The sequence below is a fragment of the Amycolatopsis dendrobii genome, assembly GCF_014145675.1.
GTDB classification, from domain to species: domain Bacteria; phylum Actinomycetota; class Actinomycetes; order Mycobacteriales; family Pseudonocardiaceae; genus Amycolatopsis; species Amycolatopsis dendrobii.
The window spans coordinates 37350-59895 of the sequence record NZ_JACGZW010000009.1 but is presented as its reverse complement, the minus strand read 5'-3'; the positions used below and the strand labels follow the sequence as shown (position 1 = coordinate 59895).

Annotated in this window: 24 protein-coding genes and 1 tRNA gene; 13 read left to right on the top strand and 12 right to left on the bottom strand. The window is 68.8% G+C overall.

Annotated features, from left to right (window positions below; all coding sequences use genetic code 11):
- Together H4281_RS25955 and H4281_RS25950 are read right to left on the bottom strand one after the other, a co-directional pair.
- Positions 1–600: a hypothetical protein gene (locus tag H4281_RS25955; protein WP_182893542.1), complete on the bottom strand. Its 600-nt coding sequence runs from the start codon at positions 598–600 to the stop codon at positions 1–3.
- A 362-nt stretch (positions 601–962) separates the two neighbouring features.
- Positions 963–1048 (bottom strand) — tRNA-Leu (locus H4281_RS25950).
- A gap of 130 nt (positions 1049–1178) precedes the next feature.
- On the opposite strand from H4281_RS25950, the gene H4281_RS25945 reads away from it, so the two are divergent.
- The 7 genes from H4281_RS25945 to pknB all read left to right on the top strand — a co-directional run bounded on the left by H4281_RS25945 (position 1179) and on the right by pknB (position 10510).
- A complete protein-coding gene (locus tag H4281_RS25945) occupies positions 1179–2405 on the top strand; it encodes an FHA domain-containing protein (protein WP_182893541.1) in 1227 nt (408 codons plus the stop codon).
- Positions 2406–2507: 102 nt separating this feature from the next.
- Positions 2508–2969 (top strand): FHA domain-containing protein FhaB/FipA, encoded by a 462-nt coding sequence (locus tag H4281_RS25940; RefSeq protein WP_037718919.1) that lies wholly within the window; start codon positions 2508–2510, stop codon positions 2967–2969.
- Entirely contained in the window at positions 2966–4342 is a 1377-nt protein-coding gene (locus H4281_RS25935) for a PP2C family protein-serine/threonine phosphatase (protein WP_182893540.1), read from the top strand. Before H4281_RS25940 ends, H4281_RS25935 begins: the two co-directional genes overlap by 4 nt.
- Complete coding sequence (locus H4281_RS25930; protein ID WP_182893539.1) at positions 4342–5829, top strand: FtsW/RodA/SpoVE family cell cycle protein; 1488 nt, start codon at positions 4342–4344, stop codon at positions 5827–5829. The genes H4281_RS25935 and H4281_RS25930 overlap by 1 nt, the downstream gene beginning before the upstream one ends.
- Complete coding sequence (locus H4281_RS25925) at positions 5826–7289, top strand: peptidoglycan D,D-transpeptidase FtsI family protein (protein WP_182893538.1); 1464 nt, start codon at positions 5826–5828, stop codon at positions 7287–7289. The genes H4281_RS25930 and H4281_RS25925 overlap by 4 nt, the downstream gene beginning before the upstream one ends.
- Positions 7290–7292: 3 nt before the next feature.
- Positions 7293–8528: a serine/threonine-protein kinase gene (locus tag H4281_RS25920; RefSeq protein WP_182893537.1), complete on the top strand. Its 1236-nt coding sequence runs from the start codon at positions 7293–7295 to the stop codon at positions 8526–8528.
- Positions 8525–10510: a Stk1 family PASTA domain-containing Ser/Thr kinase gene (pknB, locus tag H4281_RS25915; RefSeq protein WP_182893536.1), complete on the top strand. Its 1986-nt coding sequence runs from the start codon at positions 8525–8527 to the stop codon at positions 10508–10510. Before H4281_RS25920 ends, pknB begins: the two co-directional genes overlap by 4 nt.
- Before the next feature lie 63 nt (positions 10511–10573).
- Here pknB and H4281_RS25910 read toward each other — a convergent pair whose 3' ends face one another.
- The 4 genes from H4281_RS25910 to H4281_RS25895 all read right to left on the bottom strand — a co-directional run bounded on the left by H4281_RS25910 (position 10574) and on the right by H4281_RS25895 (position 13128).
- Positions 10574–10903: an effector-associated constant component EACC1 gene (locus H4281_RS25910; RefSeq protein WP_182893535.1), complete on the bottom strand. Its 330-nt coding sequence runs from the start codon at positions 10901–10903 to the stop codon at positions 10574–10576.
- A 130-nt stretch (positions 10904–11033) separates the two neighbouring features.
- Complete coding sequence (locus tag H4281_RS25905) at positions 11034–11678, bottom strand: hypothetical protein (protein ID WP_182893534.1); 645 nt, start codon at positions 11676–11678, stop codon at positions 11034–11036.
- The gene (locus H4281_RS25900) at positions 11666–12469 is read right to left on the bottom strand and encodes an ABC transporter ATP-binding protein (RefSeq protein ID WP_182893923.1); all 804 of its coding nucleotides are present in this window, start codon (positions 12467–12469) and stop codon (positions 11666–11668) included. Before H4281_RS25900 ends, H4281_RS25905 begins: the two co-directional genes overlap by 13 nt.
- Positions 12470–12483: 14 nt before the next feature.
- Positions 12484–13128, bottom strand: coding sequence for an aminodeoxychorismate/anthranilate synthase component II (locus H4281_RS25895; protein WP_182893533.1), 645 nt, complete (start codon positions 13126–13128; stop codon positions 12484–12486).
- 110 nt (positions 13129–13238) lie between these two features.
- Here H4281_RS25895 and H4281_RS25890 point away from each other — a divergent pair, with 110 nt between their 5' ends.
- Positions 13239–14555: an FAD-dependent oxidoreductase gene (locus H4281_RS25890; RefSeq protein WP_182893922.1), complete on the top strand. Its 1317-nt coding sequence runs from the start codon at positions 13239–13241 to the stop codon at positions 14553–14555.
- Here the strand turns inward: H4281_RS25890 and H4281_RS25885 are convergent.
- Complete coding sequence (locus H4281_RS25885) at positions 14552–15445, bottom strand: NADP-dependent oxidoreductase (protein ID WP_182893532.1); 894 nt, start codon at positions 15443–15445, stop codon at positions 14552–14554. The genes H4281_RS25890 and H4281_RS25885 overlap by 4 nt on opposite strands.
- 62 nt (positions 15446–15507) lie before the next feature.
- Here H4281_RS25885 and H4281_RS25880 point away from each other — a divergent pair, with 62 nt between their 5' ends.
- Together H4281_RS25880 and H4281_RS25875 are read left to right on the top strand one after the other, a co-directional pair.
- Positions 15508–16107: a TetR/AcrR family transcriptional regulator gene (locus H4281_RS25880; RefSeq protein ID WP_312872181.1), complete on the top strand. Its 600-nt coding sequence runs from the start codon at positions 15508–15510 to the stop codon at positions 16105–16107.
- Positions 16108–16237: 130 nt separating this feature from the next.
- Positions 16238–16624 (top strand): SCO5389 family protein, encoded by a 387-nt coding sequence (locus tag H4281_RS25875; RefSeq protein ID WP_043831500.1) that lies wholly within the window; start codon positions 16238–16240, stop codon positions 16622–16624.
- Between the two features lie 24 nt (positions 16625–16648).
- On the opposite strand, the gene H4281_RS25870 is transcribed toward H4281_RS25875, so the two are convergent.
- Genes H4281_RS25870 through H4281_RS25860 form a run of 3 tightly spaced genes read right to left on the bottom strand, consistent with a single transcriptional unit; the run spans position 16649 to position 18743 of the window.
- Positions 16649–17662, bottom strand: a complete 1014-nt coding sequence (locus tag H4281_RS25870) for an LLM class flavin-dependent oxidoreductase (protein WP_237597689.1) — start codon at positions 17660–17662, stop codon at positions 16649–16651.
- Positions 17632–17790 (bottom strand): hypothetical protein, encoded by a 159-nt coding sequence (locus H4281_RS25865; RefSeq protein WP_182893530.1) that lies wholly within the window; start codon positions 17788–17790, stop codon positions 17632–17634. Before H4281_RS25865 ends, H4281_RS25870 begins: the two co-directional genes overlap by 31 nt.
- Positions 17790–18743, bottom strand: coding sequence for a class E sortase (locus H4281_RS25860; RefSeq protein WP_220507861.1), 954 nt, complete (start codon positions 18741–18743; stop codon positions 17790–17792). Before H4281_RS25860 ends, H4281_RS25865 begins: the two co-directional genes overlap by 1 nt.
- Positions 18744–19377: 634 nt before the next feature.
- Between H4281_RS25860 and crgA the strand changes: the two genes are divergently transcribed.
- A complete protein-coding gene (crgA, locus tag H4281_RS25855; RefSeq protein WP_037809181.1) occupies positions 19378–19644 on the top strand; it encodes a cell division protein CrgA in 267 nt (88 codons plus the stop codon).
- Positions 19645–19729: 85 nt separating this feature from the next.
- Entirely contained in the window at positions 19730–20158 is a 429-nt protein-coding gene (locus H4281_RS25850) for a PH domain-containing protein (protein WP_312872180.1), read from the top strand.
- Here the strand turns inward: H4281_RS25850 and H4281_RS25845 are convergent.
- Entirely contained in the window at positions 20144–21106 is a 963-nt protein-coding gene (locus H4281_RS25845) for a rhomboid family intramembrane serine protease (protein WP_182893529.1), read from the bottom strand. The two genes, H4281_RS25850 and H4281_RS25845, sit on opposite strands and share 15 nt — an antisense overlap.
- 43 nt (positions 21107–21149) lie before the next feature.
- A complete protein-coding gene (locus H4281_RS25840) occupies positions 21150–21674 on the bottom strand; it encodes a peptidylprolyl isomerase (RefSeq protein ID WP_009085526.1) in 525 nt (174 codons plus the stop codon).
- A gap of 206 nt (positions 21675–21880) precedes the next feature.
- Here H4281_RS25840 and H4281_RS25835 point away from each other — a divergent pair, with 206 nt between their 5' ends.
- Positions 21881–22522 (top strand): hypothetical protein, encoded by a 642-nt coding sequence (locus H4281_RS25835; RefSeq protein ID WP_182893528.1) that lies wholly within the window; start codon positions 21881–21883, stop codon positions 22520–22522.
- Positions 22523–22546 lie beyond the last annotated feature (24 nt).

The window sequence follows — 22546 nt, the reverse complement described above, 5'->3', positions numbered from 1 at the left end:
TCACCGCGGTGCGAGCATCAACATCGAGCCGTCTTCCCAGTACAAACAGGCAGGCGAAGGACTCCACTGCGCAGTCCCCTGCCACACCACCACCGGTGCGGCGTCCCCCATCTCGACCAACGCGACCCGCGCCGCCCCACGCACCACGGCTATCTCGCCGCTTCGCCCCTTCAACATCGAGGCCGCCTCGAACGCCTGCCCGCGCGCCGGCCCACTGGGCACCGCCACCGGTTTCCGGCGGCGCTTCGGAACTGTCACGAACTCCCAAAGCACCATGAACGGCCAGGCGATATTGGCGAGGATCTCGAGGACAGCCTCCGCGACACACCCCAGCGACCGATCAGCCCGCTTCCGCCGATCACGCCCCGCCTTGACCCGACCGAGCACCACGACTTGGACAGGCTCCCGCCAGTCGCTCTCGAAGCACCGCTCGATCCGGGCTCCCAAATCCTGGCCCATCAGCCACCCGTCCGATTCGGTTATGCCGCCCTGGAACCGTACCGACTCAGCCTGCGAGGCGAGCGGAAAAAGCGAAAAGACCATGATCAAGTTGAGGGAGTTGACGAGCGCCGCGACTACCGGGAATAGCAGTCCTCCCACTGAACTCCCAGCACGGTTCACTCCTTGCGGTACCTGAGTGCCCAGGCGCGAAATAGGAACGCGACCCGATCAGACCGACCCCGGAAAGCAGCAGGCAACGCCGCTGCCCCTCCATGGACCGGAGCGCCCCGCGAATCTCGCCGACCGGCCAACCCTCCCCAGGCCCCAATGCGGTAGCGGTCCGTGATCAAACAGCCACTCCAACACCGCTCCGCGAAATGTGCCCTGGCCCACACCCACTCGGCCACCCCGCCACCCGCAACCGAAGGCACCGCGGGGGGCCGGGGGCTCGGCCCCCGGGTGAAAGGACGACCGACAAACGGGAAGAGCCCCAGTCGCGCAAGCGACTGGGGCTCTTCCCGTGGTGGGCGAGGAGGGAGTTGAACCCTCACGTCCTTTCGGACACACGGACCTGAACCGTGCGCGTCTGCCATTCCGCCACTCGCCCGAGTTGCTTCCTTGAGGCAGCCAGCAAAGCTTAGCAGGGCCTTCTGACGGGTTTCACCGGGGGCATGCCCAACCCTTCCTCCCCCGGATAGGATCGATGCGGAAGCACACGTGTGAGGAGGTTGTCCCCGGTGGGTCGCGTTGAGCGCTTTGACAGGCGACTCGAGAACCTGGTGGGGAATACTTTCGCGCGCATGTTCGGCGGCAACGTCGTCACGCAGGAAGTGGCGGTTGCGCTCGAGAGGGAAGGCGAGGAGAACGTTCGTGAGCTGGCAGGCGGTCGGCAGCTCGCCCCGAATCACTACATCGTGTCGTTGGGGGCGGCTGACCACGATCGCATGGCCGGCGATGAGCAGCGGGTCACCGGGGTTCTCGCGAAGGCGGTGGCGGAACACCTCGCCGCGCAGGGCTGGGACACCTATGGTGACGTCGTCGTATCACTCGAGCGCAACGAGGCGCTGCATACTGGACAGTTCAAGACCCGTTCGTCCGTCGATCCCGACGCCCGCGCCACTGCGGGGGAAGGGCCGTCACGGTCGGCACGACCCAGCAACGCAGGAGACCCACCAATGAGCCAGCCCCCCGGCTACGGCCAATACGACCAGGGTGACCCGTACGGCCAGCAGGGCCAGTACGGCTACGGACAGCAGGGTGGCCAGCAGCCCGGGTACGACCAGGGTTATGGCGGTCAGCCGCAGCAGGGCTACGACCAGGGCTACGGCGGCCAGCCCCCCGCGCAGGGCTACGACCAGTACGGCGGCCAGGGCCAGCAGCCCGGTTACGACCAGGGCTACGGGCAGCCCCCGGCCCAGGGCTACGACCAGGGTTACGGCCAGCAGGGCGGCTACGACCAGGGTTACGGCGGCCAGGCTCCGCAGGGCGGGTACGACCAGGGCTACGGGCAGCCGCAGCAGGGCTATGACCAGGGTTACGGCGGTCAGCCCCCGGCGCAGGGCTATGACCAGGGTTACGGCCAGCAGGGCGGGTACGACCAGTACGGCGGCCAGCCGCAGGCGGCCTACGGACAGGACCCGTACGCGCAGCAGGGCGCTCCGGCCGCGGGCCGTCAGCTTCAGGCGAGCCTTCAGCTGGACGACGGGTCCAACCGCACCTACTCGCTGAAGCAGGGCGGCAACGTCGTCGGCCGCGGGCAGGACGCGGACTTCCGCCTTCCGGACACCGGCGTTTCGCGACGGCACCTGGAGATCACCTGGGACGGGCAGAGCGCGACGCTCGCCGACATCGGGTCGACCAACGGGACCACGGTCAACGGCACTCCGGTGCAGACGTGGCAGCTGGCGGACGGCGACGTGATCCGGGTGGGTCATTCGTCTCTGGTGTTCCGAACCCAGGGCTGATCGCAGACCGTCCACAGGGTTCCCGCAGAATTGTCTTGCGGGGGGATCCGCGGCGCGCGTGGCGCCGCGGCTTGCAGGCACAGGCGGGAGCGGACACAACAAGTGCCAGAGCTGGTCGTTCAACTCACCAGAGTGGGCTTTCTCGTGCTGCTCTGGCTCTTTGTGTTCGCCGCGCTCCGAGTCGTGCGCTCGGACCTTTACGCCGCGTCGGGCCTCCGGGTCCAGGTGCCGTCCTTCCGCCGCAACAAAGAGAAGAAGCCGCGGGGCAGCAAGGCCCCGCAGCAACTGCTCGTGACACACGGGGCCCTCGCGGGCACCCGCATCGCGCTCGACGGGCGGCCGATCCTCATCGGCCGGGCCGACGACTCGACGCTGGTGCTCGACGACGACTACGCATCGACCCGGCACGCCCGGATCGCGCTGCGCGGGGAGGACTGGTACGTGGAAGATCTGGGCTCGACGAACGGGACCTACCTCGACCGGGCTAAGGTCACTGCACCCCTCCGGGTCCCGCTCGGAGTCCCCATCCGGATCGGCAAGACGGTGATCGAGCTTCGCCCATGACTCTCGTCCTCCGCTACGCGGCCCGCAGCGACCGGGGCCTGGTGCGTTCCAACAACCAGGACTCCGTGTACGCCGGCCCGCGTCTTCTCGCGCTCGCCGACGGCATGGGCGGGCACGCCGCAGGTGAGGTGGCCAGCAAGGTCGTCATCGCCTCGCTCGCCCCGCTCGACGACGACGAGCCGGGCGACGACCTGCTCGCCCAGCTTCGCGAAGCCGTCCAGAACGGCAACGCGGCGATCGCCGAACTGGTGTCCCAGGACCCCGACCTGGACGGCATGGGCACCACGCTCACCGCCGTCTTGTTCGCGGGAAGCAGACTTGGTCTGGTCCACGTCGGCGACTCGCGCGCGTATCTGATGCGCGGCGGGCAGTTCGCCCAGATCACCCGCGACGACAGCTTCGTCAACGAACTGCTCGAACAGGGCCGCATCACGCCGGAAGAGGCCGCGGTGCACCCGCAGCGGTCGCTGCTGCTCAAGGCGCTCACCGGGCACGAGGTCGAACCGAGCCTCACCGTGCGCGAGGCGCGTCCCGGTGACCGGTACCTGATTTGCTCCGACGGTTTGTCCGGAATGGTCAGCGACGAGACACTCGCCGAGGCCGTGCAGATCCCGGATCCGCAGGACTGCGCCGACCGGATGATCGAACTGGCGCTCAAGGGCGGCGGCACGGACAACGTGACCGTCATCATCGCCGACGTGGTCGACGTCGATTTCGGCGACGACGCCCCGATCGTGGGCGGAGCCGCCGGCGACGGCAGCGACGAGATGCATCAGGGGGACTCTCCCGCGGCACGGGCGCGCGCGCTGACTCAGCCGCCGCCGCAGCCGCGACCGGAGCAGCAGCCTCCGCCGGAGGACCCGAAAGCGAAACGGCGGAAACGGTTCCGCTGGCTCGTGGGGGCGGTCGTGGTGCTGATCGTGCTGGGCGCCGCCGCGATCGCGACTCGATACTTCGTGCTCAGCCAGTACTACGTCGGAGAAGGCCCCGATCAGGAGGTCGTGATCTACCGCGGCGTCCCGGGCAGCATCCTCGGCATCGACCTGCACTCGCTCGAGCAGGGCTCGTGCCCGCCGGGCCAGCTGTGCACCGACAAGCTCCGCGTCTCCGCGTTGCAGGAGGACGCCCGGATCGCCGTGCAGAACGGCGTGAAGCGCGAAAGCCTCGACGACGCGCGCAAGTACATCGACGATTTCCTCCGTCTCAAGAAGAAGCTGTCGGACTGCAAGCCGGCCAATCCTCCGGGCGTCCCGCAGTCGGGCGCGCCCTCGTCCAGCGTGGCTCCTCCCGGGGGCACGCCTTCGTCGGCGAACCAGCCTGCGGGGAGGGACTGCTCGACGGCGGGTACGCCGCCGACGGGGGGCGGTAACTGATGGGCCAGCCGCTGGCCGACCCGATGTCCGCCCAGTTCGCCACGAATCCGCCGCGAGACCTGCCCAAGCGAAGGGGCACAGAGCTCGCGTTGCTGGCGTTCGCGGCGGGCATCGTCACGCTCGCGCTGGTCATCGTCGAGGCCAATCAGGAGCAGGAGCTGACGCTCTCGATCCTGTGGGTGGGACTCGCTTACCTGGGCGTGCTCGCGACGACGCACCTCGCCGTGCGCCGCTGGGCCCCGTACGCCGACCCGGTGCTGCTGCCGTGTGTCGCGCTGCTCAACGGGATCGGGCTGGTGATGATTCACCGGCTCGACCTGGCGAAGGCCGAATCGGCGTTGCAGCGCGGCAAGGAGTACTCGCCGGAGATCACCAAGCAACTGCTGTTCACCGCGGTTTCGCTGGTGCTGTTCGTGATCGTGCTGGTGGTGGTCAACGACCACCGCACGCTGACCCGCTACAGCTACATCGCCGGCCTGGTCGGGCTCGGCGCGCTCGCGCTGCCCGCGGTGCTGCCCGCAAGCCTGTCCGAGGCGGGCGGCGCGAAGGTGTGGCTGAAGCTGCCGTTCTTCTCGATCCAGCCGGGCGAGTTCGCGAAGCTGCTGCTGATGATCTTCTTCGCGTCGTTCCTGGTGTCCAAACGCGATTTGTTCATGGTGGCGGGCAAGAAGTTCCTCGGCGTGGAACTGCCGCGCGCCCGTGATCTGGGCCCGATCCTGATCGCCGCCGCCGTCGCGATCGGCGTGCTGGTCTTCGAGAAGGACCTCGGCACGTCGCTGCTGTATTTCAGCATCATCCTGGTGATGCTCTACGTCGCGACCGAGCGCGCGATCTGGGTCGTCGTCGGGCTGACGTTCTTCGTCGGCGGCTGCCTCATCGCCTACAACCTGTTCGGCCACGTCCAGCAGCGGGTGGAGAACTGGCTCAACCCCACCGGCCCGCGCTACGACGTGCTGGGCGGCAGCTACCAGCTCGCGCAGGGCCTGTTCGGGCTCGGCACCGGCGGCGTCGGCGGCACCGGGCTCGGCGCTGGCCGTCCGGACATCCCGCCCGCCGCGAGCACCGACTTCATCACCGCCGCGATCGGCGAGGAGCTCGGCTTCATCGGGCTGGCCGCGGTGCTGATGCTGTACATGCTGCTGGCGATGCGCGGCATGCGCAGCGCGCTGGCGGTGCGCGACACGTTCGGCAAACTGCTCGGCGGCGGGCTCGCCTTCACCATCGTGATCCAGATCTTCGTGGTCGTCGGCGGCGTCACCGCGCTCATCCCGGAAACCGGCGTCACCGCGCCGTTCCTGTCCTACGGCGGCTCTTCGCTGCTGGCGAACTACATCCTGGTCGCCCTGATGCTGCGCATTTCGGACGCGGCGCGCAGGCCGGCCACCCGGCCGAAGCCGCAGCAGCCGCAGGCTCCGATCGCCGAGGCGCACACCGTGATGGTGCGGCGTCCGCCAGTCGAAGGCGACCCGAACGGGAGGACCGCGTGAACGCCCCCCTGCGCAAGGTCGGCATGGCGATGCTCGCGATGATCGTGCTGCTGCTGGCCAACATCACCTACGTCCAGGTCATCAAAGCCGACACGTACCGCACCGATCCGCGCAACCAGCGCGTGCTCTACGACGAGTACTCCCGCCAGCGCGGCCAGATCGTCACGCCGGACGGCACCGTGCTCGCCGGCGTGAAGCCCTCGACCGACAAGTTCAAGTTCTTCCGCACCTACGCCGACGGCCCGATGTACGCCCCGGTCACCGGGTACTACTCGATCAACTACGGCGCGGGCGGGCTCGAGCGCGCCGAGGACGACGTGCTGAACGGATCGGATCCGCGGCTGTTCGTGCGCAGGCTTTCGGACATGGTCACCGGCCGCGATCCGCGCGGCGGCAACGTGAAACTCACCATCGACCCGAAGGTGCAGAAGGCCGCCTACGACCTGATGACGCAGCGCGGCTACACCGGCGCGGTGGTCGCGATGGAGCCGAAGACCGGCCGGATCCTGGCGATGGTCTCGACCCCGTCGTACGACCCGAACCAGCTGGCGACGCACGGCACCGACCAGAACAAGGCCTGGGACGCCTACTCCAAAGACAAGAACAACCCGATGCTGAACCGGGCGATCTCGGAGAACTACCCGCCCGGGTCGACGTTCAAGATCGTCACCGCCACCGCGGCGCTGGAGAGCGGGATCGGCCCGGACACCCAGATCAGCACCGCGCCGAACGTGCAGCTGCCGGGCACGAACACGACGCTGGAGAACTACGGCGGCGAAACCTGCCCCGGCAACACCTTCAAGGACGCGCTGGCGCATTCGTGCAACGTCCCGTTCGCGACCTTCGCGGGCCAGCTCGGCGCGGACAAGATGAAGGCGGCCGCGGTCAACTTCGGCATCGGGCAGACCGACCTCACCGTGCCGATGCGGGTCGTCGGCTCGACCGTCGGCCCGCTCGACTCGCCGGGCGCGCTCTACCAGAGCGGCATCGGCCAGCGCGACGTCCGGCTCACCCCGCTGCAGGACTGCCTGCTCTCGGCGACCGTCGCGAACAACGGTTACGCGATGAAGCCGCAGCTGATCCAGTCGATCCTGGCCCCTGACCTGTCGACGGTCGAGAACGTCGACCCGGAGCAGCTCACCGGCAAGCCCGCGCTGTCGCCGGAGAACGACAAGATCCTCACCGACATGATGATCGCGTCGGAGTCCTTCACCAAGGGCGGCGGCAAGAACGACGCGCTGAAGATCGCGTCGAAGACCGGTACCGCCGAGCACGGCGCCGACTCGAAGAACACCGCCCCGCACGCGTGGTACACCGCGTTCGCGCCGTCGGACAACCCGCAGATCGCCGTGTCGGTCATCGTCGAGAACGGCGGCAACCGCGGTCTCGCCGCGACCGGCGGCACGGTGGCCGCCGAGATCGGCCGTGCCGCCATCGCCGCCCGGCTCGGGGGTGGATAGCCGATGCTGTCCTCGGGTCAGCTGCTGGCCGAGCGCTACAAGCTGACGAACCGGATCGCCGTCGGCGGGATGGGCGAGGTCTGGCAGGCGAGCGACACCCGGCTCGACCGGATCGTCGCGGTGAAGGTGCTGAAGGCCGAACTGTCCGGCGACGCCGAATTCCTGCACCGGTTCCGGACCGAGGCACGGATGACCGCCTCGCTCAACCACGCCGGGATCGCCGCGGTGCACGACTACGGCGAGACGGTCAACGAGGACCTGTCCATCGCGTACCTGGTGATGGAGTACGTGGAGGGTGATCCGCTCGCGGGCATCCTCGCCAAGCACGGGCGGCTCACCGCGGACTACACGCTCGACCTGCTCGAGCAGGCGGGCACCGCGTTGCAGGCCGCGCACGAACAGGGCCTGGTGCACCGCGACGTGAAGCCGGGCAACATCCTGGTCACCCCCGCGGGCAAGGTGAAGATCACCGACTTCGGCGTGGCCAAGGCCGCCGACGCCGCGCCGGTCACGCGGTCCGGCATGGTCATGGGCACCGCGCACTACATCGCGCCGGAGCAGGCGCTCGGCCAGGACGCGGAACCGGCCAGCGACGTGTATTCGCTCGCGGTGTGCGGGTACGAATGCCTCGCCGGGCATCGGCCGTTCCTGTCCGAGAACGCGGTGACGGTCGCGATGATGCACATCCGCGACGTCCCGCCGCCGCTGCCGCCGGACGTCCCGCCGGGCGCGCGGGCGGTGATCGAGGCGACGCTCGTGAAGGACCCCCGGCAGCGCTACGCCAGCGGCGGCGAGTTCGCCGGCGCGATCGCCGCGGTCCGGGCAGGCCGCCCGCTGCCCACCCCGCTCGGCCTGGTCAACGCCGCCTACGCGGCAGGCCAGGCGCCGCCGGTGCCCCCGGTTCCGCCCGCAGTGCCGCAGGCGGCCGGCGCACCGGTCGGACCCAGTTCCAACCCGGCGTTCCGGCCGCTGTCGGCTCCGCCGGGTCCACCGGTCCCGCCGCCGAAACGGAACCAGTGGGGCTGGTGGGTGCTGCTCGCGGTGGTCATCGTCGTGGTCTTGGTGGCCGTGGCGTTCTTGATCGCGAGAGTGGTGTCCTCCGGCAACGGAGGACCGCCGCGAAGCGTGGACAGCGGGAGCGAACCGACCTCAGCCACCCCGGCCGGTACGAGCGAGGCCCAGGGCCTGCAAGGCATGATGACCACACCTTGGACGGAATGGAACGGCACGAAGCGATGACGACACCCAGACTGCTCTCCAATCGGTACGAGCTGGGCGACACGCTCGGGTACGGCGGTATGTCCGAGGTCCACCACGGGCACGACGTGCGGCTGGGCCGGGAAGTCGCGATCAAGGTCCTGCGCGCGGACCTCGCCCGCGACCCGCAGTTCCAGGAGCGGTTCCGCCGCGAGGCGCAGAACGCCGCCGCGCTGAACCATCCCGCGATCGTCGCCGTGTACGACACCGGCGAGGCGAACACCGACGTCGGGCCGCTGCCGTACATCGTGATGGAGTACGTCGAAGGCCGGACGCTGCGGGACATCGTCAAGACCGAGGGCCCGCTGTCGCAGAAGCGCGCGATGGAGGTCATGGCCGACGTCTGCGCCGCGCTCGACTTCTCGCACCGGCACGGCATCGTGCACCGCGACGTGAAGCCGGCGAACGTGATGATCACGAAGAACGGCGCCGTCAAGGTGATGGACTTCGGCATCGCGCGCGCCATGCACGACGGCCAGTCGGCGATGACGCAGACCGCGGCCGTCATCGGCACCGCCCAGTACCTCTCGCCGGAGCAGGCGCGCGGCGAGTCGGTGGACGCCCGGTCGGACGTCTACGCGGCGGGCTGCGTGCTGTACGAACTGATCACCGGAGAGCCGCCGTTCACCGGCGATTCCCCGGTCGCGGTGGCGTACCAGCACGTGCGGGAGGACCCGAACCCGCCGTCGTCGGTCAACCCGGCGGTGTCGCCGGAGCTGGACGCGGTCGTGCTGAAAGCGCTGGCCAAGGGCCCGGCGAACCGGTACCAGTCGGCCGCCGAGATGCGTTCCGACCTGGTCCGGACGCTGTCCGGGCAGCGTCCGTCGGCCCCGATGGTGATGTCGGACGACGAGCGCACCCAGGTGATGAACGCCGACCGGCGCCAGCCGCAGGCTTACGACGAGTACGCCGACGAGCCGGACGAGGACCCGCGGGCCAAGCGCCGCCGCCGGATCATCTTCGGGGTGATCGCCGCGCTGCTCGTGGCGGGCGTGGTGCTGTTGATCTTCTGGCTGAGCGGATCGTTCCGCGACAAGAACGAGACCGCGCAGATCCCGCCGGTGGTCAACCAGCAGGTCACCCAGGCGAAGACGGCATTGCAGCAGGCGGGCTTCTCGTCGTTCGCGCCGAACAAGACCGTGGTGTGCGGTCCGGAGGCGAACAACCCCGGCGGGCAGACCTGCACCGAGGACCAGATCGGCAAGGTCATCGCGATCGACCCGGAGGTCGGCAAGACGGTGCCGACCACGTCCACGATCACGCTCACCGTCGGGCAGAAGCCGGGCAGCACGACCGTGCCGGACCTGCACGGCAAGTCGGCGGACGAGGCGAAGGCGGCGCTCGAGCAGGCGAAGCTGAAGCTCGGCAACACGACGTCGCAGCCGGTCGACAACCCGAGCGACGTCGGCAAGATCGTGTCGCAGAACCCGACCGCGAACTCCTCGGCCACCGAAGGCACGCCGGTGGACATCGTCGTCGGGTCCGGCGTCAACCAGAAGGAAGTGCCGAACACGGTCGGCAAGGACTACGCGACGGCGAAGCAGATCCTGCAGAACGCCGGGTTCAAGCCCCAGCGGGTCGACCAGGCCTCGGACCAGCCTAAGGACCAGGTCATCGAGCAGCAGCCGAACGGCGGCAACCTGCCCCCGAACAGCACGGTGAAGCTGATCGTGTCGTCCGGCCCGCAGCAGATCCAGATGCCGGACCTGACCGGGATGACCGAGGATCAGGCGACGCAGAAGCTGCAGAGCCTGGGCTGGGCGGGCAGCATCCAGACGCAGTCGACGCACGGCGGCGGCGGCCAGCCCAACACCGTGGTGAAGCAGAACCCGCAGGCGGGCAGCCAGATCAGCCCGACCCAGTCGATCACGCTGACGATCAAGGAGGACGACGGCAGCGGCTCGACGACGTCCAGCTCCAGCGGCGGGATCTTCCCGCCGGGCGGAATCCGCAACAACGGCTGACCAGTTTCACGAGAAGGGCCCGCACGGTGCGCACCGTGCGGGCCCTTTTTTCGCGCCGGCCGATCAGTCTTGGTCGAGGAAACTCCGCACGCTCGCGAGCACCTCGTCTACGTCATGCCCGCCGCCGCAGTCGACGTCCAGCTCTTCGACGGCCCCGGACCGCTTCACCGTGAGCGACACCTGCCGTCCGGCGCGCTGCCGGTGCAGCCAGCCGAAAAGCGACCGGCAGAAGGTGCCCGCCGACCGGCTGCTCACCATCACGACCACTTCGCTGCCCGGCCCGGCGAGCCGCACCCGCCCGGCCAGTTCGTCCTCGGCGCCGAGCCAGGAAACCAGCTGCTGCAACTCGTCCGCGGAGCCGTCCACGGTGATCGCGGCGATCCCTGCCGTCACGAATGCTCCCCTCCCGGGCCCAACAGACGGCGCGAGGGTAACCGACTCGCCGCCTGACCCGGAACCCCCAAATCGGCATTTGCCGAATGCAATATGCAGACAGCCGACAAACTGAGGAATATTCCCGCTCTCAGGACCGATGCGCCGAGACCGCGCCCACCACAGTCATGCTCGCCGCCAGCAATACCACCGACGTGCCGATCGCCAAGCCGAGCGGGCCGCCGTACGGAGCGCCGCTCATCAACGCCTCCAGCAGCGGATGCACCAAGGGGACCCATTTCCCCAGCAATACCAAGCCAAGCACGAGAACAGCGGCGAGCACGGTCCAGCCGATGCGCGAAACCAGCAGCCGCGAGCACGGCAGGCCGATCGCGATGCCGACCAGAGCGCACGCGAGATGGGTCGCGAGCCCAGCGCTGATGATCTGCCCGTGCAACTGATTCCGATGCGTCGCGGCCCACGCGACGGTCACCACCGTGCACACCAGGGTCCAGCCGAACACTGTCAGCACCGCGCCGCCGATGGTCTTTCGGTTGCCGCCCGCGTGGTTGAGCGTGATCAGGCGCTGTACCGGATCTTCGATGTCCAGCAACGCGATCGTGAGCCAGCAGCCGAGTACGAGAACCCCCGCGCCGCTCACGCCGAACAGCGGAAGCACTGGCGAACTCGGGTCCGCGTAAAGGATTGAGCACAACGCGAGGTACGCGAGTGCGGCGGGCAAATAACGTTGCGAATGGCCGAGCAGCGCCAGGTAGTAGCGGCTCACTGCGAGCACGGTGCCACCTCCCGCACCGACCAACCGCCGGACAGCGCGCGCAGCAGCACGGCGTCGGCGTGTTCGGCGTCGACCGTCAGTACCACACCGCCCGCCTGGTCGGCGACCGCGTGCACGCCTGGTTCGGCGGACCAGTTGTCGACGCTCGACGACACCGGCAGCAACGTGATCCGCTTGCGTTCCGGATGCGTTTCCAGCGGCGCGACCCGGCCGGAGTCGAGCCGATATACCTCGTCCGCGTGTGCGCGCACCACGTCCGGCCGGTGGTCGGTGAAGACGACGCTCGCGCCGCGTGCGCGGGTTTCCGCTACCAGTTCGCCGAGCACCGTGTGAGTGCCGACGTCGAGGCCGGACCAGGGTTCGTCGAGGATCAGCAGATCCGGCCGCGCCAGCACGGCTTGGGCAAGACCGACCTTCTGCGCATTGCCTTTCGACAGCGTGCGCAGTTGCGCGTCCGGGCTGCCGACCAGTGCGAGCCGCTTCAGCAGCGGATCGATCCCGGAGAGATCAGCCAGCCCGCGGATCCGCGCGAGATGCCGCAGGTACGCCCGCGCACTCAGCCGCTGGCCTCCGGGGAACCGGTCCGGCAGATAGCCGACCGCCGGGCTCCCGGTGATGTCGCCGTACGACGCCCGCGACACCCCGGCGAGGATCCGTAGCAAGGTCGATTTGCCCGATCCGTTGGCGCCGAGGATGCCGACGACCTGCCCGGCGGGCACCTCGAAATCGATGTGCGTCAGGACGGGTTCGCCGCTGCCGTACCGTTTTCCGACTCCGCTGAGCCGGATCAGCGGGGTCGGCGCGGTCACGCAGTCGCGGCCTTCTGCAGGGTGCGGGTGGCCCGCTCCAGGTCGTCGACGACGGTCGGCGCGACCGGGTGGCCCGCCGAGGCCATCCAGTTCGCCAGCATCCGGTGGCCGCATTCGGTAAGCACGGATTCGGGGTGGAACTGCACACCCTCCAGCGGCAGTTCGCGGTGCCGCATACCCATCACGATGCCGCTTTCGGTGGTGCCGGTGACCTCGAAAATGTCCGGATCGATGGTGTCCGGCAGCACGGTGAGCGAGTGGTAGCGAGTGGCGGTGAACTCCTCCGGCAGCCCGGCGAGGATGCCGGAGCCGGTGTGCCGCACCTGGCTGGTCTTGCCGTGCAGCAACTCGTCCGCGCGGTCGACGGTGGCTCCGAAGTGCACGCCCAGCGCCTGGTGGCCGAGGCACACGCCCAGCATCGGCGTGCGCGTCTCGGCGCATTTCGCGATCACTTCAATGCTCTGACCTGCACGTTCCGGCGTTCCGGGACCTGGGGAGACGAGCACCGCGTCGAAGTCCGGCACGCGGTCGAGGTCGACGACGTCGTTGCGCCACACCGTGCAGTCGGCGCCGAGCTGCGCCAGGTACTGGACGAGGTTGTAGACGAAGCTGTCGTAGTTGTCGACGACGAGAACGCGCATGCCGCCAGCTTAGCGGCTCCCACCTGCTGGACCGTACGCCAGATCACAGTGAAAGTTAGGATCACCTAACTTACCGTGGACCGGTGAGCCGAATCCTTCGTGTCGCCGTGGTGGGCGCTGGCCCCGCCGGCATCTACGCCGCCGACCTGCTGGACAAGTCCGGCGCGAACGTCGAGATCGACCTGTTCGAGCGCATGCCCGCGCCGTTCGGGCTGATCCGCTATGGCGTCGCGCCCGACCACCCGCGCATCAAGGGCATCGTCAACGCCCTGCACAAGGTGCTGGACCGGCCGAACATCCGGCTGCTCGGCAACGTCGACTACGGCACCGACCTGAAGCTGGACGACCTGCGCGAGTTCTACGACGCGGTCATCTTCGCGACCGGCGCGATGGCCGACCGCGCGCTCGACCTTCCCGGCATCGACCTCGAAGGCAGCCACGGCGCCGCCGACTTCGTGTCCTGGTACGACGGCCACCCGGACGTGCCGCGCACCTGGCCGCTGAACGCGTCGTCGGTCGCGGTGCTCGGCGTCGGCAACGTCGCGCTGGACGTGGCGCGCGTGCTCGCCAAGACCGCCGACGAACTGCTGCCGACCGACATCCCGGCGAACGTTTACGAGGGCCTGAAGGCCAGCCCGGTCACCGACGTGCACGTGTTCGGCCGCCGCGGTCCTGCGCAGGCGAAGTTCTCGCCGCTGGAACTGCGCGAACTGGACCATTCGCCGAACGTCGAGGTCATCGTGCACCCCGAGGACATGGAGTTCGACGAGGCCAGTGTCGCCGAACTGCGGTCCTCGAAGCAGACCGACATGGTCGTGAAGACGCTGCAGGAATGGGCGATTCGCGACGAAGGCACTCGTCCGCGGCGGCTGCACCTGCACTTCTTCCACGCGCCGGCTGAGGTGCTCGGCGAAGACGGCAAGGTCGTCGGCCTGCGCACCGAACGGACTGAGTACCGCGACGGCAAGGTCGTCGGCACCGGCGAGTTCCACGACTGGGACGTGCAGGCGGTGTACCGCGCGGTCGGCTACCTGTCGTCGCACCTGCCGGAAATCCCGTTCGACCACACCGCGGGCGTGATCCCGAACCAGGGCGGCCGCGTGCTGGACCTGGACGAGAACCAGGTCCCCGGCGTGTACGTGACCGGCTGGATCAAACGCGGCCCGGTCGGCCTGATCGGCCACACGAAGGGCGACGCGGCCGAGACCGTCGCGAACCTCCTGGCGGACGCGGACACTCTCGCCGCCCCGCGGCATTCGTCGCCGGACGCGATCCTGGAATTCCTTGCCGCGCGCGGGATTTCGTTCACCACCTGGGAAGGCTGGGGCAAACTCGACGCGCATGAGAAGTCGCTCGGCGAGGCTGAAGGACGCGAGCGCGTGAAGGTCGTGGAGCGCGACGAGATGGTGCGGGTTTCGCGCGCCTAGTTCAGGTAGACGATCTTTCCGCGGGCGTGCCTGCTTTCGCTCAACTCGTGCGCGGCCGCGGCTTCGCTCAGCGGAAAGGTCGCTGCGACTGGGATCTTTAGACGTCCTTCCTCCGCGAGTTTTACCGCTGCGGCAAGCCCGTGTACTGCCAACGGATCCGCGCCGGGGAGCGCTGCGCTGTGCGAGAAGTGCACGCCGTGCTGCGGCGCGGTGGCGTCGGTGATCGTCACGACCCTCGCGGGTTCCCCGGCGATCTCGATCAAGTCCGGCAGTGCTCCCCCGGCACAGTCGAAGACCGCGTCGACGCTGCGGACTCGGTCGACCAGCCCCGGGCCGTATGCCGTCGCTTCAGCACCAAGGGAACGCAGGAAATCGTGGTTGCGCGGGCTCGCCGTGCCGATAACGGTGGCACCGCGCGCGATCGCCAACTGAACCGCGACCGCGCCGACCCCGCCCGCCGCGCCATGTACCAGGATCGTTCCGCCAGGAAGCTGGTCCAACACCCGGGTCGCGGTTTCGACCGCCCCTGCGGCGCCTCCTGCCTCAGCCCAGCTCCACGCGTCCGGTTTGACCGCCCAGTGCACCAGAACGGCGTATTCAGCGTTGGCTCCACGACGATTCGCGTCGGTCATCCCGAAGACGTGTGCACCGGGCTCAATCCCGGTGACCCCATCGCCCACTTCGTCCACCACGCCAGCCGCGTCGTATCCCGTCCGGAACGGGAGCCTCATGCCTTTGCGCGCCCCAGACCGGATGGCGGTTTCGCCCGCGGAAAACCCGGACGCACGCACGGAAACGCGAATCTCCCCAGGCCCCGCGTGTGGTTCGGCGACATCGACGACGTGCACGACGCTGGGCGGGCCATACTGGTCGAACTGGACGGCTTTCATGCGTTCGACGGTATTCCAGCAGGTCAGCGACCCAGCCGGAAGTGAGAGGGGTGACGGCCGAAGTGAGACGGACCGATGCCGCCCACAACCGCGTCCGCATCCTCGCGGCGGCCCGGGTGGCTTTCACCGTCCGCGGATACAGCGTGCCGATGCGGGAAATCGCGCGGCAGGCAGAGGTGAGCGTCGCGACGGTTTATCGGCATTTTCCGGCCAAAGACGCACTGATCGCCGAAGCGTTCGCCGAGGAGCTGGCGCTGTGCTCGTCAATCGTCGAGGAGGGTTTGTCGGCGGCTGATCCGTGGCAGGGTTTCGTCCTGGTGCTGGAAAAGCTCACCGAGGTGCATGCCCGTGAGCAGGGCTTCCGCGCATTCGTCGCACAACTGCCACGAAGACTCGACTTCGCCGCCGACCGCGCCCGCACGCTGCGGCTGCTGCTCGAACTCATCCGCCGAGCGAAGGACACTGGCCAGCTGCGGGCGGATTTCGTGCTGGAAGACCTCGTGCTGGCGTTGGTCGCCAACGAGGGAATCCAGGTGGAACCGGCTTCCGCGCGCGTCGCAGCGGTGCGTAGGTTCACGGCGTTGCTGCTCCAGTCGTTCCGGGCTCACCCGGATGCCGGACCGCTGCCGCCTGCCGTGCGGGTGCCGCTCACCCGGGCTTAGCAACGGCACTCGCCGTGCGGCTGTTCCGGTGGGAGTGATCCACCAAAGTGGTGATGAAACTCGTTTTCTCTTGTGGCCGGGTCCGGCGGGCCGGTAGCTCTGAGGGGTACCGCTGACCATGGAGGTTGTCTTGTCCTTGGACGTATCGCCCGCGCTGCTGGAAAAGGCCGAACGCGGGGAGGTCTCCGACGCCGAGTTCGTGGCCTGCGTGCGGGAATCGCTGCCGTACGCATGGGAGGTCATCACCGGAGTGATCGCGGAAGCGGACACCGCCGCGGACGGATTCGCGGACAACGAAACCCCGCCGCCGGACGAGACCGCCCGCGGGCAGCTGCTGCGAGCACTGGCCTCGGACGCGATCCGGGGCGGGCTGGAACGGCACTTCGGGGTGAAGCTGGCGTTCCAGAACTGCCACCGGGTGGCCGTTTTCCGGGACACGGACGGGGATCGGTACCGGGCGTTCGTTTCGCCTCGGGGGCAGTTGCTGAACCAGAGCCCTGAACTGCGGGACTGCTGAGCACCGAGGGCTCGAACCTGCGACCTAGAGACTAGAAGGCGCAAGTCCCCGCAGCGCGGGCAACACCTCAGCACCGATCCGCGCGATATTGGCGAGAGTCCCCTCCGGCGTGCCGGACCCTTCCACGAACATGATCACGTGGGACACCCCGGTGCGCCGGAGGCTCGTCCGCAGAGTCTCGACGCACTGCTCAACCGGACCGACCGGATGGATCGCGCACAGCTTTTCCGTGTATTCCCAAGGATCCCGAGCCGGACCAGGACGATCGTCCACCGGCACGTGGGCGGCTAAGCCATCCGACAGCCAACCCGGCAAAGCGCGGCGCACCACCGCGGAAGCATCGTCGCCGACCTGGCACAGCACCGTTGACACGTGGGCCGCGGGGGCACCGTAAGCGGCGACAGTTGCCGCCTTCTCCGCGTCATCCGCGTGCAGGCCGAGCAACAACGGCAACTTACGTTCCGCGGCAAGCCGGACCGCGGAGGAAGTGGGGCCGCCGCAGGCCACTACAACGTTCAAAGATCGTTGCGGGACCGGGCGAAGCCCGACTTCCCGGAAAGCAAAATGCGAGCCCTCGGCCGAGACTCGGCCAGTCGCGGCGGTCAGCAGAAGATCCACCGACTCGGCGAAACCTGTTTCGTAGCGCGGCAATCCGGTGCCGAAGACTTCGAGATCTTGCCACGGCCCACCCCGTCCGACGCCTAAGCGCAGGCGGCCGTCGGAAACGGCGTCGAGCATGGACCACTGCTCCGCCAACGCGACCGGATGCGTCGTCGACAGCACGCTCACCGCGGTGCCGACGCTGATTCGCGACGTCTGGCCGAGCACGTGCGCGGCGAGCGTGATGGCCGACGGGCACACGCCATACGGCATGAAGTGGTGCTCGGCCAGCCACACGTCGTCGAAACCAGCGGCTTCGGCGGCGCAGGCCGCACGGACGGTGCGCCGCAGGACGGCGGCGTCGTCCTGGCCCGGGAAGCGGCCCGAGACCAGGAAGACCCCGAACCTCAGTTGTTCACCGACACGTTGTTGAACCACAGCAGCGGGTCCAGCCACGGGAACACCACGAACATCAGCAGCGCCACGATTCCCAGCACCAGCACGAGCGCGAGCACGAATTTCACCGCGAACGGTCCGGGCAGATGCCGCCAGAGCCAGCCGTACATCAGGACGCCACTCCGATCTTCTTCAGCAACGTCGTGTAATCCGGCACCTGCGTCTTCGGCACCTGGCGGGTCAGCACCGAGGTGATGATCAGCCGCTCCTTCGCCGAGAACTGCGGGTGGCACGTGGTGAGCGTGAGCAGCGAAGCCTGCTGCGCCTTCGGCAACGCCCCGGCCGGCTTGTACGGCACCGGGTTCACCGCGTCGCCCTGGCTCGGCTGGACTACCTTGCGGCCGAACGTCTCGTCGTACGGACCACCGCCGGGGATGCTCGAGTTGCGCAGCGTCCCCACGCCCTTGCACTCCGGCTGCGCGCCCTTGCCGCTGCTCCAGCCCTTGATCTCGTCGTCGTACGGCAGCACCTGGTAGATGAAGAAATCGGTGTGCGTTTCGATCACGATCTGGTCGCAGGAACTCAGGTTGTCCAGGTCGTTGAACGGCGCGCCCTTGCCGACGCGGTGCCCGGCGATGCCGAAGTTGCCCGGTTCGCCCGGCAGCGCGGTGCCCTTGTAGTGGCCGGGGCCGACCGCGAGCGAATCCTCGCCGGTGCCTTCCTGGATGGTGAAGTTGAAGTCCGCGCCGAACGACGGGATGTGGATGCGCGCGAACGCCTTGCCGTCGATCAGCTCGGGGTGCAGCGTGCGGTCCTTCGCCCAGTCGCCGTCGAGCTGGTCGCTCGCGGTGTGCTGTTTCTCGGCGGAGAACAGGTCGGTGACCCACACCTCGTACACCATGAACAGCAGCACGACCACGCCGAGCGTGATGAAGATTTCGCCCGCGGTGCGGATCGCGAGCCCGCCCTTGCCCAGCGGCGGCGGGGTCTTCTTGGCCTTCTTGTCGTCCTCGTCGGCGACCGCGACCGCCGAGAACACCTCGGTCGGCTGCTCGGCGAACTCCGGGCCGGTCATCCGCCGCCGGGACGGATCCGGGGCCGCGGCGCCCACCCGGCGGGGCATCTGACGGCCTTCTTCCGGCTGACGACGGCGTCCGGCGGGGTCTCCTGGCTGTGCGGCGCGGGGATCTCCGGTACGACGCGGGTCGCCGGGACGTCGCTGCGGGGCTCCTTCGGCGCGGAACTCAGCGGTACGGCGGGGCCCGTTCTCGCGCGGGAAATCACCGCCGCGGGGGTCACCCTCGCGAGGCCTGCCTTCGCCCGTCCGGCCCTGCCCGGGCCGGTTTTCGCCGCCGTCCCGGCGCGGCCCGCCCCGGTCGATCGGCGTGCGCTGTTCGGGTGATCTCCGGCCTGGGTCCCCGGCCACTCTTCGCCGCGGCGGGGTCTCCCCGGATTGCCTTCTCGGCGGCGGCGCCTGGCGGCGGACCGGGCGGTCAGGTCCCGTGCCGGGGCGGCGGTCGTCCTCGCCCGGCCAATCTTGCGGCGTCACGCAAGCTCCTCCCGCGCCCGGCCGGAGTCCTCCTCGGCACTCCAGGTGGCGCTATTGTCACAGTCTGAGAAACCCGACCGCTCCCGCCCGGTGCTGCGGAGCCGTCCTTTACGTTAACGTGTGCACGTGGCGCTGGTTGCGCACCCCGACAGCGGGACCTCGTCCAGGATGCCGCCACCAGGAATGCCCGAGAGCACGCGAGGAAACGATGCCGAAGTCGAAGGTCCGCAAGAAGACCGCGTACACCCCGCCTGTCGACCGCCGCACCCCGGTGAAGGTCCAGGCCGCGGGACCGTCGAACCTGTTCTACAAGATCGTCATGTTCGGCCTCATGCTCCTCGGGCTGGTGTGGCTGGTCGTGAACTACATCGCGGGCGACAAGGTTTCGTTCCTCAGCGAGCTCGGAAACTGGAATTTCGCGATCGGATTCGCCGCGATGATCGCCGGTCTGCTGATGACGATGCGGTGGCGCTGACCATCCGCCGGATCGGCTTTGCTCCGGTCGGCCGATTGACACCGAATCACACCGGTGTGACTCATCCCCAGTGTGGATAACCCCTGTGGATAACCACCCGACCTCGTGGGCCCCGCGCCGAAACCTCGTGGTAGTGGCGTGGGGCCTGACCACGTTGCTGCTGGTCGGAACGGTCCTGGACACGCTCTTCGGCGACGGAAAGGGCGCGGTGCTCACCGGCCTCGCGACGCTGGCAGTCGGCGCGTTCGCGGTCCACTGGACGCTCGTGCGGCCGCGTCTGTCCGCCGACGAGCACGGTCTTCAGACCCGCACGCTCACCGGCACGCACCAGCTCCCCTGGACCGGCACGACGGTCCGGCTGCGCAGCACCCGCCGTCTCGGCCGCGACGGCGTGACGCTTGAACTGGAGCACGACGAGCAGCTGTTCATCTTCGGGCAGACCGACCTCGGCGAGGATCCTCGCGACGTGCTGGACGTGCTGACTGAACTGCGGGCCCGCTCAGCCGGAGCGTGACTGCGTGCAGCCGTAATCAGTCCGGCCTTGGAACTGGTGGAACTCGCACGACACGGTGGGGATCTGGGTGGCTCGCCAGCTGATCAGCCCGACGAGCGCGACCGCGACGATGACCGTGCCGATCGCCTGCCACCTGGCCAGGTTCCGGGCCGGCGCGTACAGCATCGCGGCCGTCACCAGTGCCCCGGTGACCAGCCCGCCCGCGTGCGCGTAAATCGAGATGCCGGGGATGGCGAAGGTGACGTAGGCGTTGATCACCAGGTTGACGAGCAGCGCGGAGGGGTTCAGCCGGAGCTTCAGCACGATGACCGCGTAGCTGCCGAGCAGTCCGAAGATCGCCCCGGACGCGCCCGCGGTGGCGCCGTCGACGTCCTGGAAGAGCAGCACCGCGGTCGAAGCGCCGAGCATCGACACGAAGTAGAGCGCCAGGTACCGGATCTTGCCGAAGACCTGCTCCAGCGCCCGGCCCATCATCCACAGCGAGAAGGCGTTCGCCGCGATGTGAATGGGCCCGTAGTGCAGGAAGCCGGAGGTGAAGATCCGCCACAGCTCGCCGCCGCCGAGCGTGGCCGACGGCCACAGGACGCCCGCCTGTTCGACGGGAGCGACCTGGTTGGCGAACAGGCTCTTGGCCTGGAGAACGGTGATCAGGAAGACCACCACGTTCACCGCGATCAGCGTCGCGGTGACGGTGTAAGAATTCGAAAGCCGGGCCCCGGCGATCGTGCGGGAGCCCATTCCGGCGTCGCGGTACTGCCGGTGCTGCTGTTTCTGCTGTTGCGCCCCGGTCTGGACGCAGTCCGTGCACTGGAACCCCACCGGGGCTTCGCGCAGGCAGTCCGGGCAGGCCGGACGTCCGCAGCGGGCACAGCTGAGGCCGGTCGGGCGGTTCGGATGCCACCAGCAACCGGGAAGAGACGGCGCGGACGGGTTCGGCGGTTGGCTCACGATGACTCCAACCTACCGAAACCCCATCCCTGCCTGCGGCGCGTCAGTCTTCGACGGTGATCTTCTCGATGACCACGTCGGACAGCGGGCGGTCCGCCGGTCCGGTCGCGGTCGTCGCGATCGCGTCGACGACGTTGCGGGACTCCTGGTCCGCCACCTCGCCGAAGATCGTGTGCCGGAAGTTCAGGTGCGAGGTCGGCGCGACGGTGATGAAGAACTGCGAGCCGTTGGTGCCCGGCCCGGCGTTCGCCATGGCCAGCAGGTACGGCTTGGAGAACTGCAGCTCGGGGTGGAACTCGTCGCCGAACTTGTAGCCGGGGCCGCCGCGGCCGGTGCCCGTCGGGTCACCGCCCTGGATCATGAAGCCGTCGATGACCCGGTGGAAGATCGAGCCGTCGTAGAACGGACCGGAGTTGCCGCCCTTCGCGTTCGGCTGGGTGTACTCCTTGGAGCCGGTGGCCAGCCCCACGAAGTTCGCCACGGTCTTCGGCGCGTGGTCGGGCAGCAGGTTCACGTGGATGTCACCCTGGTTGGTGTGCAGGGTGGCCTTGCGGGCGCTTTCAGTCACGCCGCCATCGTGCCACCCCTTCGCACAAATGGGGGGTTCAGGGGGCGTCCCCGGCCCGTCGCGCTGGACACCGGCCCAGGAAGAGGGCACTTTCCCGAGGTTTCCGGAAGGCCCGCAGCGGGAAGCCGCAGCGGTGCGGGCGGAAAAAGGGCAGGATAGATGTCAAGCAACAGATCTGTTTCACAACGATTGATGAGGTGAAGACCATGACCCGGGCCGTGGAATCGGTCGGTGAGTCGGCCAAGTCCGGCTCGGCGGACCTGCGGAAGCTGGTCGTCGAGGCGGGCAAGGCGGGCGCGAAGGCCGCCGAGGCCGGCGCGGAGGAGCTGGGCAAGCGGGGCCGTCGCGCCCAGCGCAAGCTGGCGAAGAAGACGGAGCTGACTCGCAAGGAGCTGAAGAAGAGCTCCGCCGCGGCGCGCAAGGAAGCGCTCGCCCGCATCGCCGAGCTGAAGAAGCCGGGCCGCAAGGCCAAGAAGGCCGCGATCAAGGCCGCCGCGTCGGCCGGTGAGTCGAAGCGGCGCGGCAAGAAGGACTTCAAGGCGGCGAAGAAGGAATTCCGCGCCGCTCTGGAGGAGGCGAAGAGCGCCGCCAAGGGCACCCGCAAGCGCCGCCGCTGGCCGTGGCTCCTCGGTCTCGGCGCGGTCGCGGTCGGCACCGCTGTCGCGTTGAAGTCGCGGCAGCAGGAGCCGCCGGTCGCACCGGCCCCGCCGAAGGCCACCCCGCCGGCTCCGCCCGCCCCGCCCGCGAAGCCGGCTCCGGAGGCCAAGGACGCGAAGGACGCCAAGCCGGGCGAGCCGAAGACGAACGGCAAGGCGCCGAGCACGTCGGCTGCGGAGAAGAAGAACTGAACGCGCGAAAAGGGCCCCGGGAAG

Excerpts from the sequence above, each read along its gene's own strand:
- crgA (WP_037809181.1), top strand. The coding sequence starts at position 19,378 with ATGCCGAAGTCGAAGGTCCGCAAGAAGACCGCGTACACCCCGCCTGTC.
- H4281_RS25865 (WP_182893530.1), bottom strand. The coding sequence starts at position 17,790 with ATGTACGGCTGGCTCTGGCGGCATCTGCCCGGACCGTTCGCGGTGAAA.
- H4281_RS25860 (WP_220507861.1), bottom strand. The coding sequence starts at position 18,743 with ATGCCCCGCCGGGTGGGCGCCGCGGCCCCGGATCCGTCCCGGCGGCGG.
- H4281_RS25930 (WP_182893539.1), top strand. The coding sequence starts at position 4,342 with ATGGGCCAGCCGCTGGCCGACCCGATGTCCGCCCAGTTCGCCACGAAT.
- H4281_RS25920 (WP_182893537.1), top strand. The coding sequence starts at position 7,293 with ATGCTGTCCTCGGGTCAGCTGCTGGCCGAGCGCTACAAGCTGACGAAC.
- H4281_RS25885 (WP_182893532.1), bottom strand. The coding sequence starts at position 15,445 with ATGAAAGCCGTCCAGTTCGACCAGTATGGCCCGCCCAGCGTCGTGCAC.
- pknB (WP_182893536.1), top strand. The coding sequence starts at position 8,525 with ATGACGACACCCAGACTGCTCTCCAATCGGTACGAGCTGGGCGACACG.
- H4281_RS25835 (WP_182893528.1), top strand. The coding sequence starts at position 21,881 with ATGACCCGGGCCGTGGAATCGGTCGGTGAGTCGGCCAAGTCCGGCTCG.
- H4281_RS25935 (WP_182893540.1), top strand. The coding sequence starts at position 2,966 with ATGACTCTCGTCCTCCGCTACGCGGCCCGCAGCGACCGGGGCCTGGTG.
- H4281_RS25895 (WP_182893533.1), bottom strand. The coding sequence starts at position 13,128 with ATGCGCGTTCTCGTCGTCGACAACTACGACAGCTTCGTCTACAACCTC.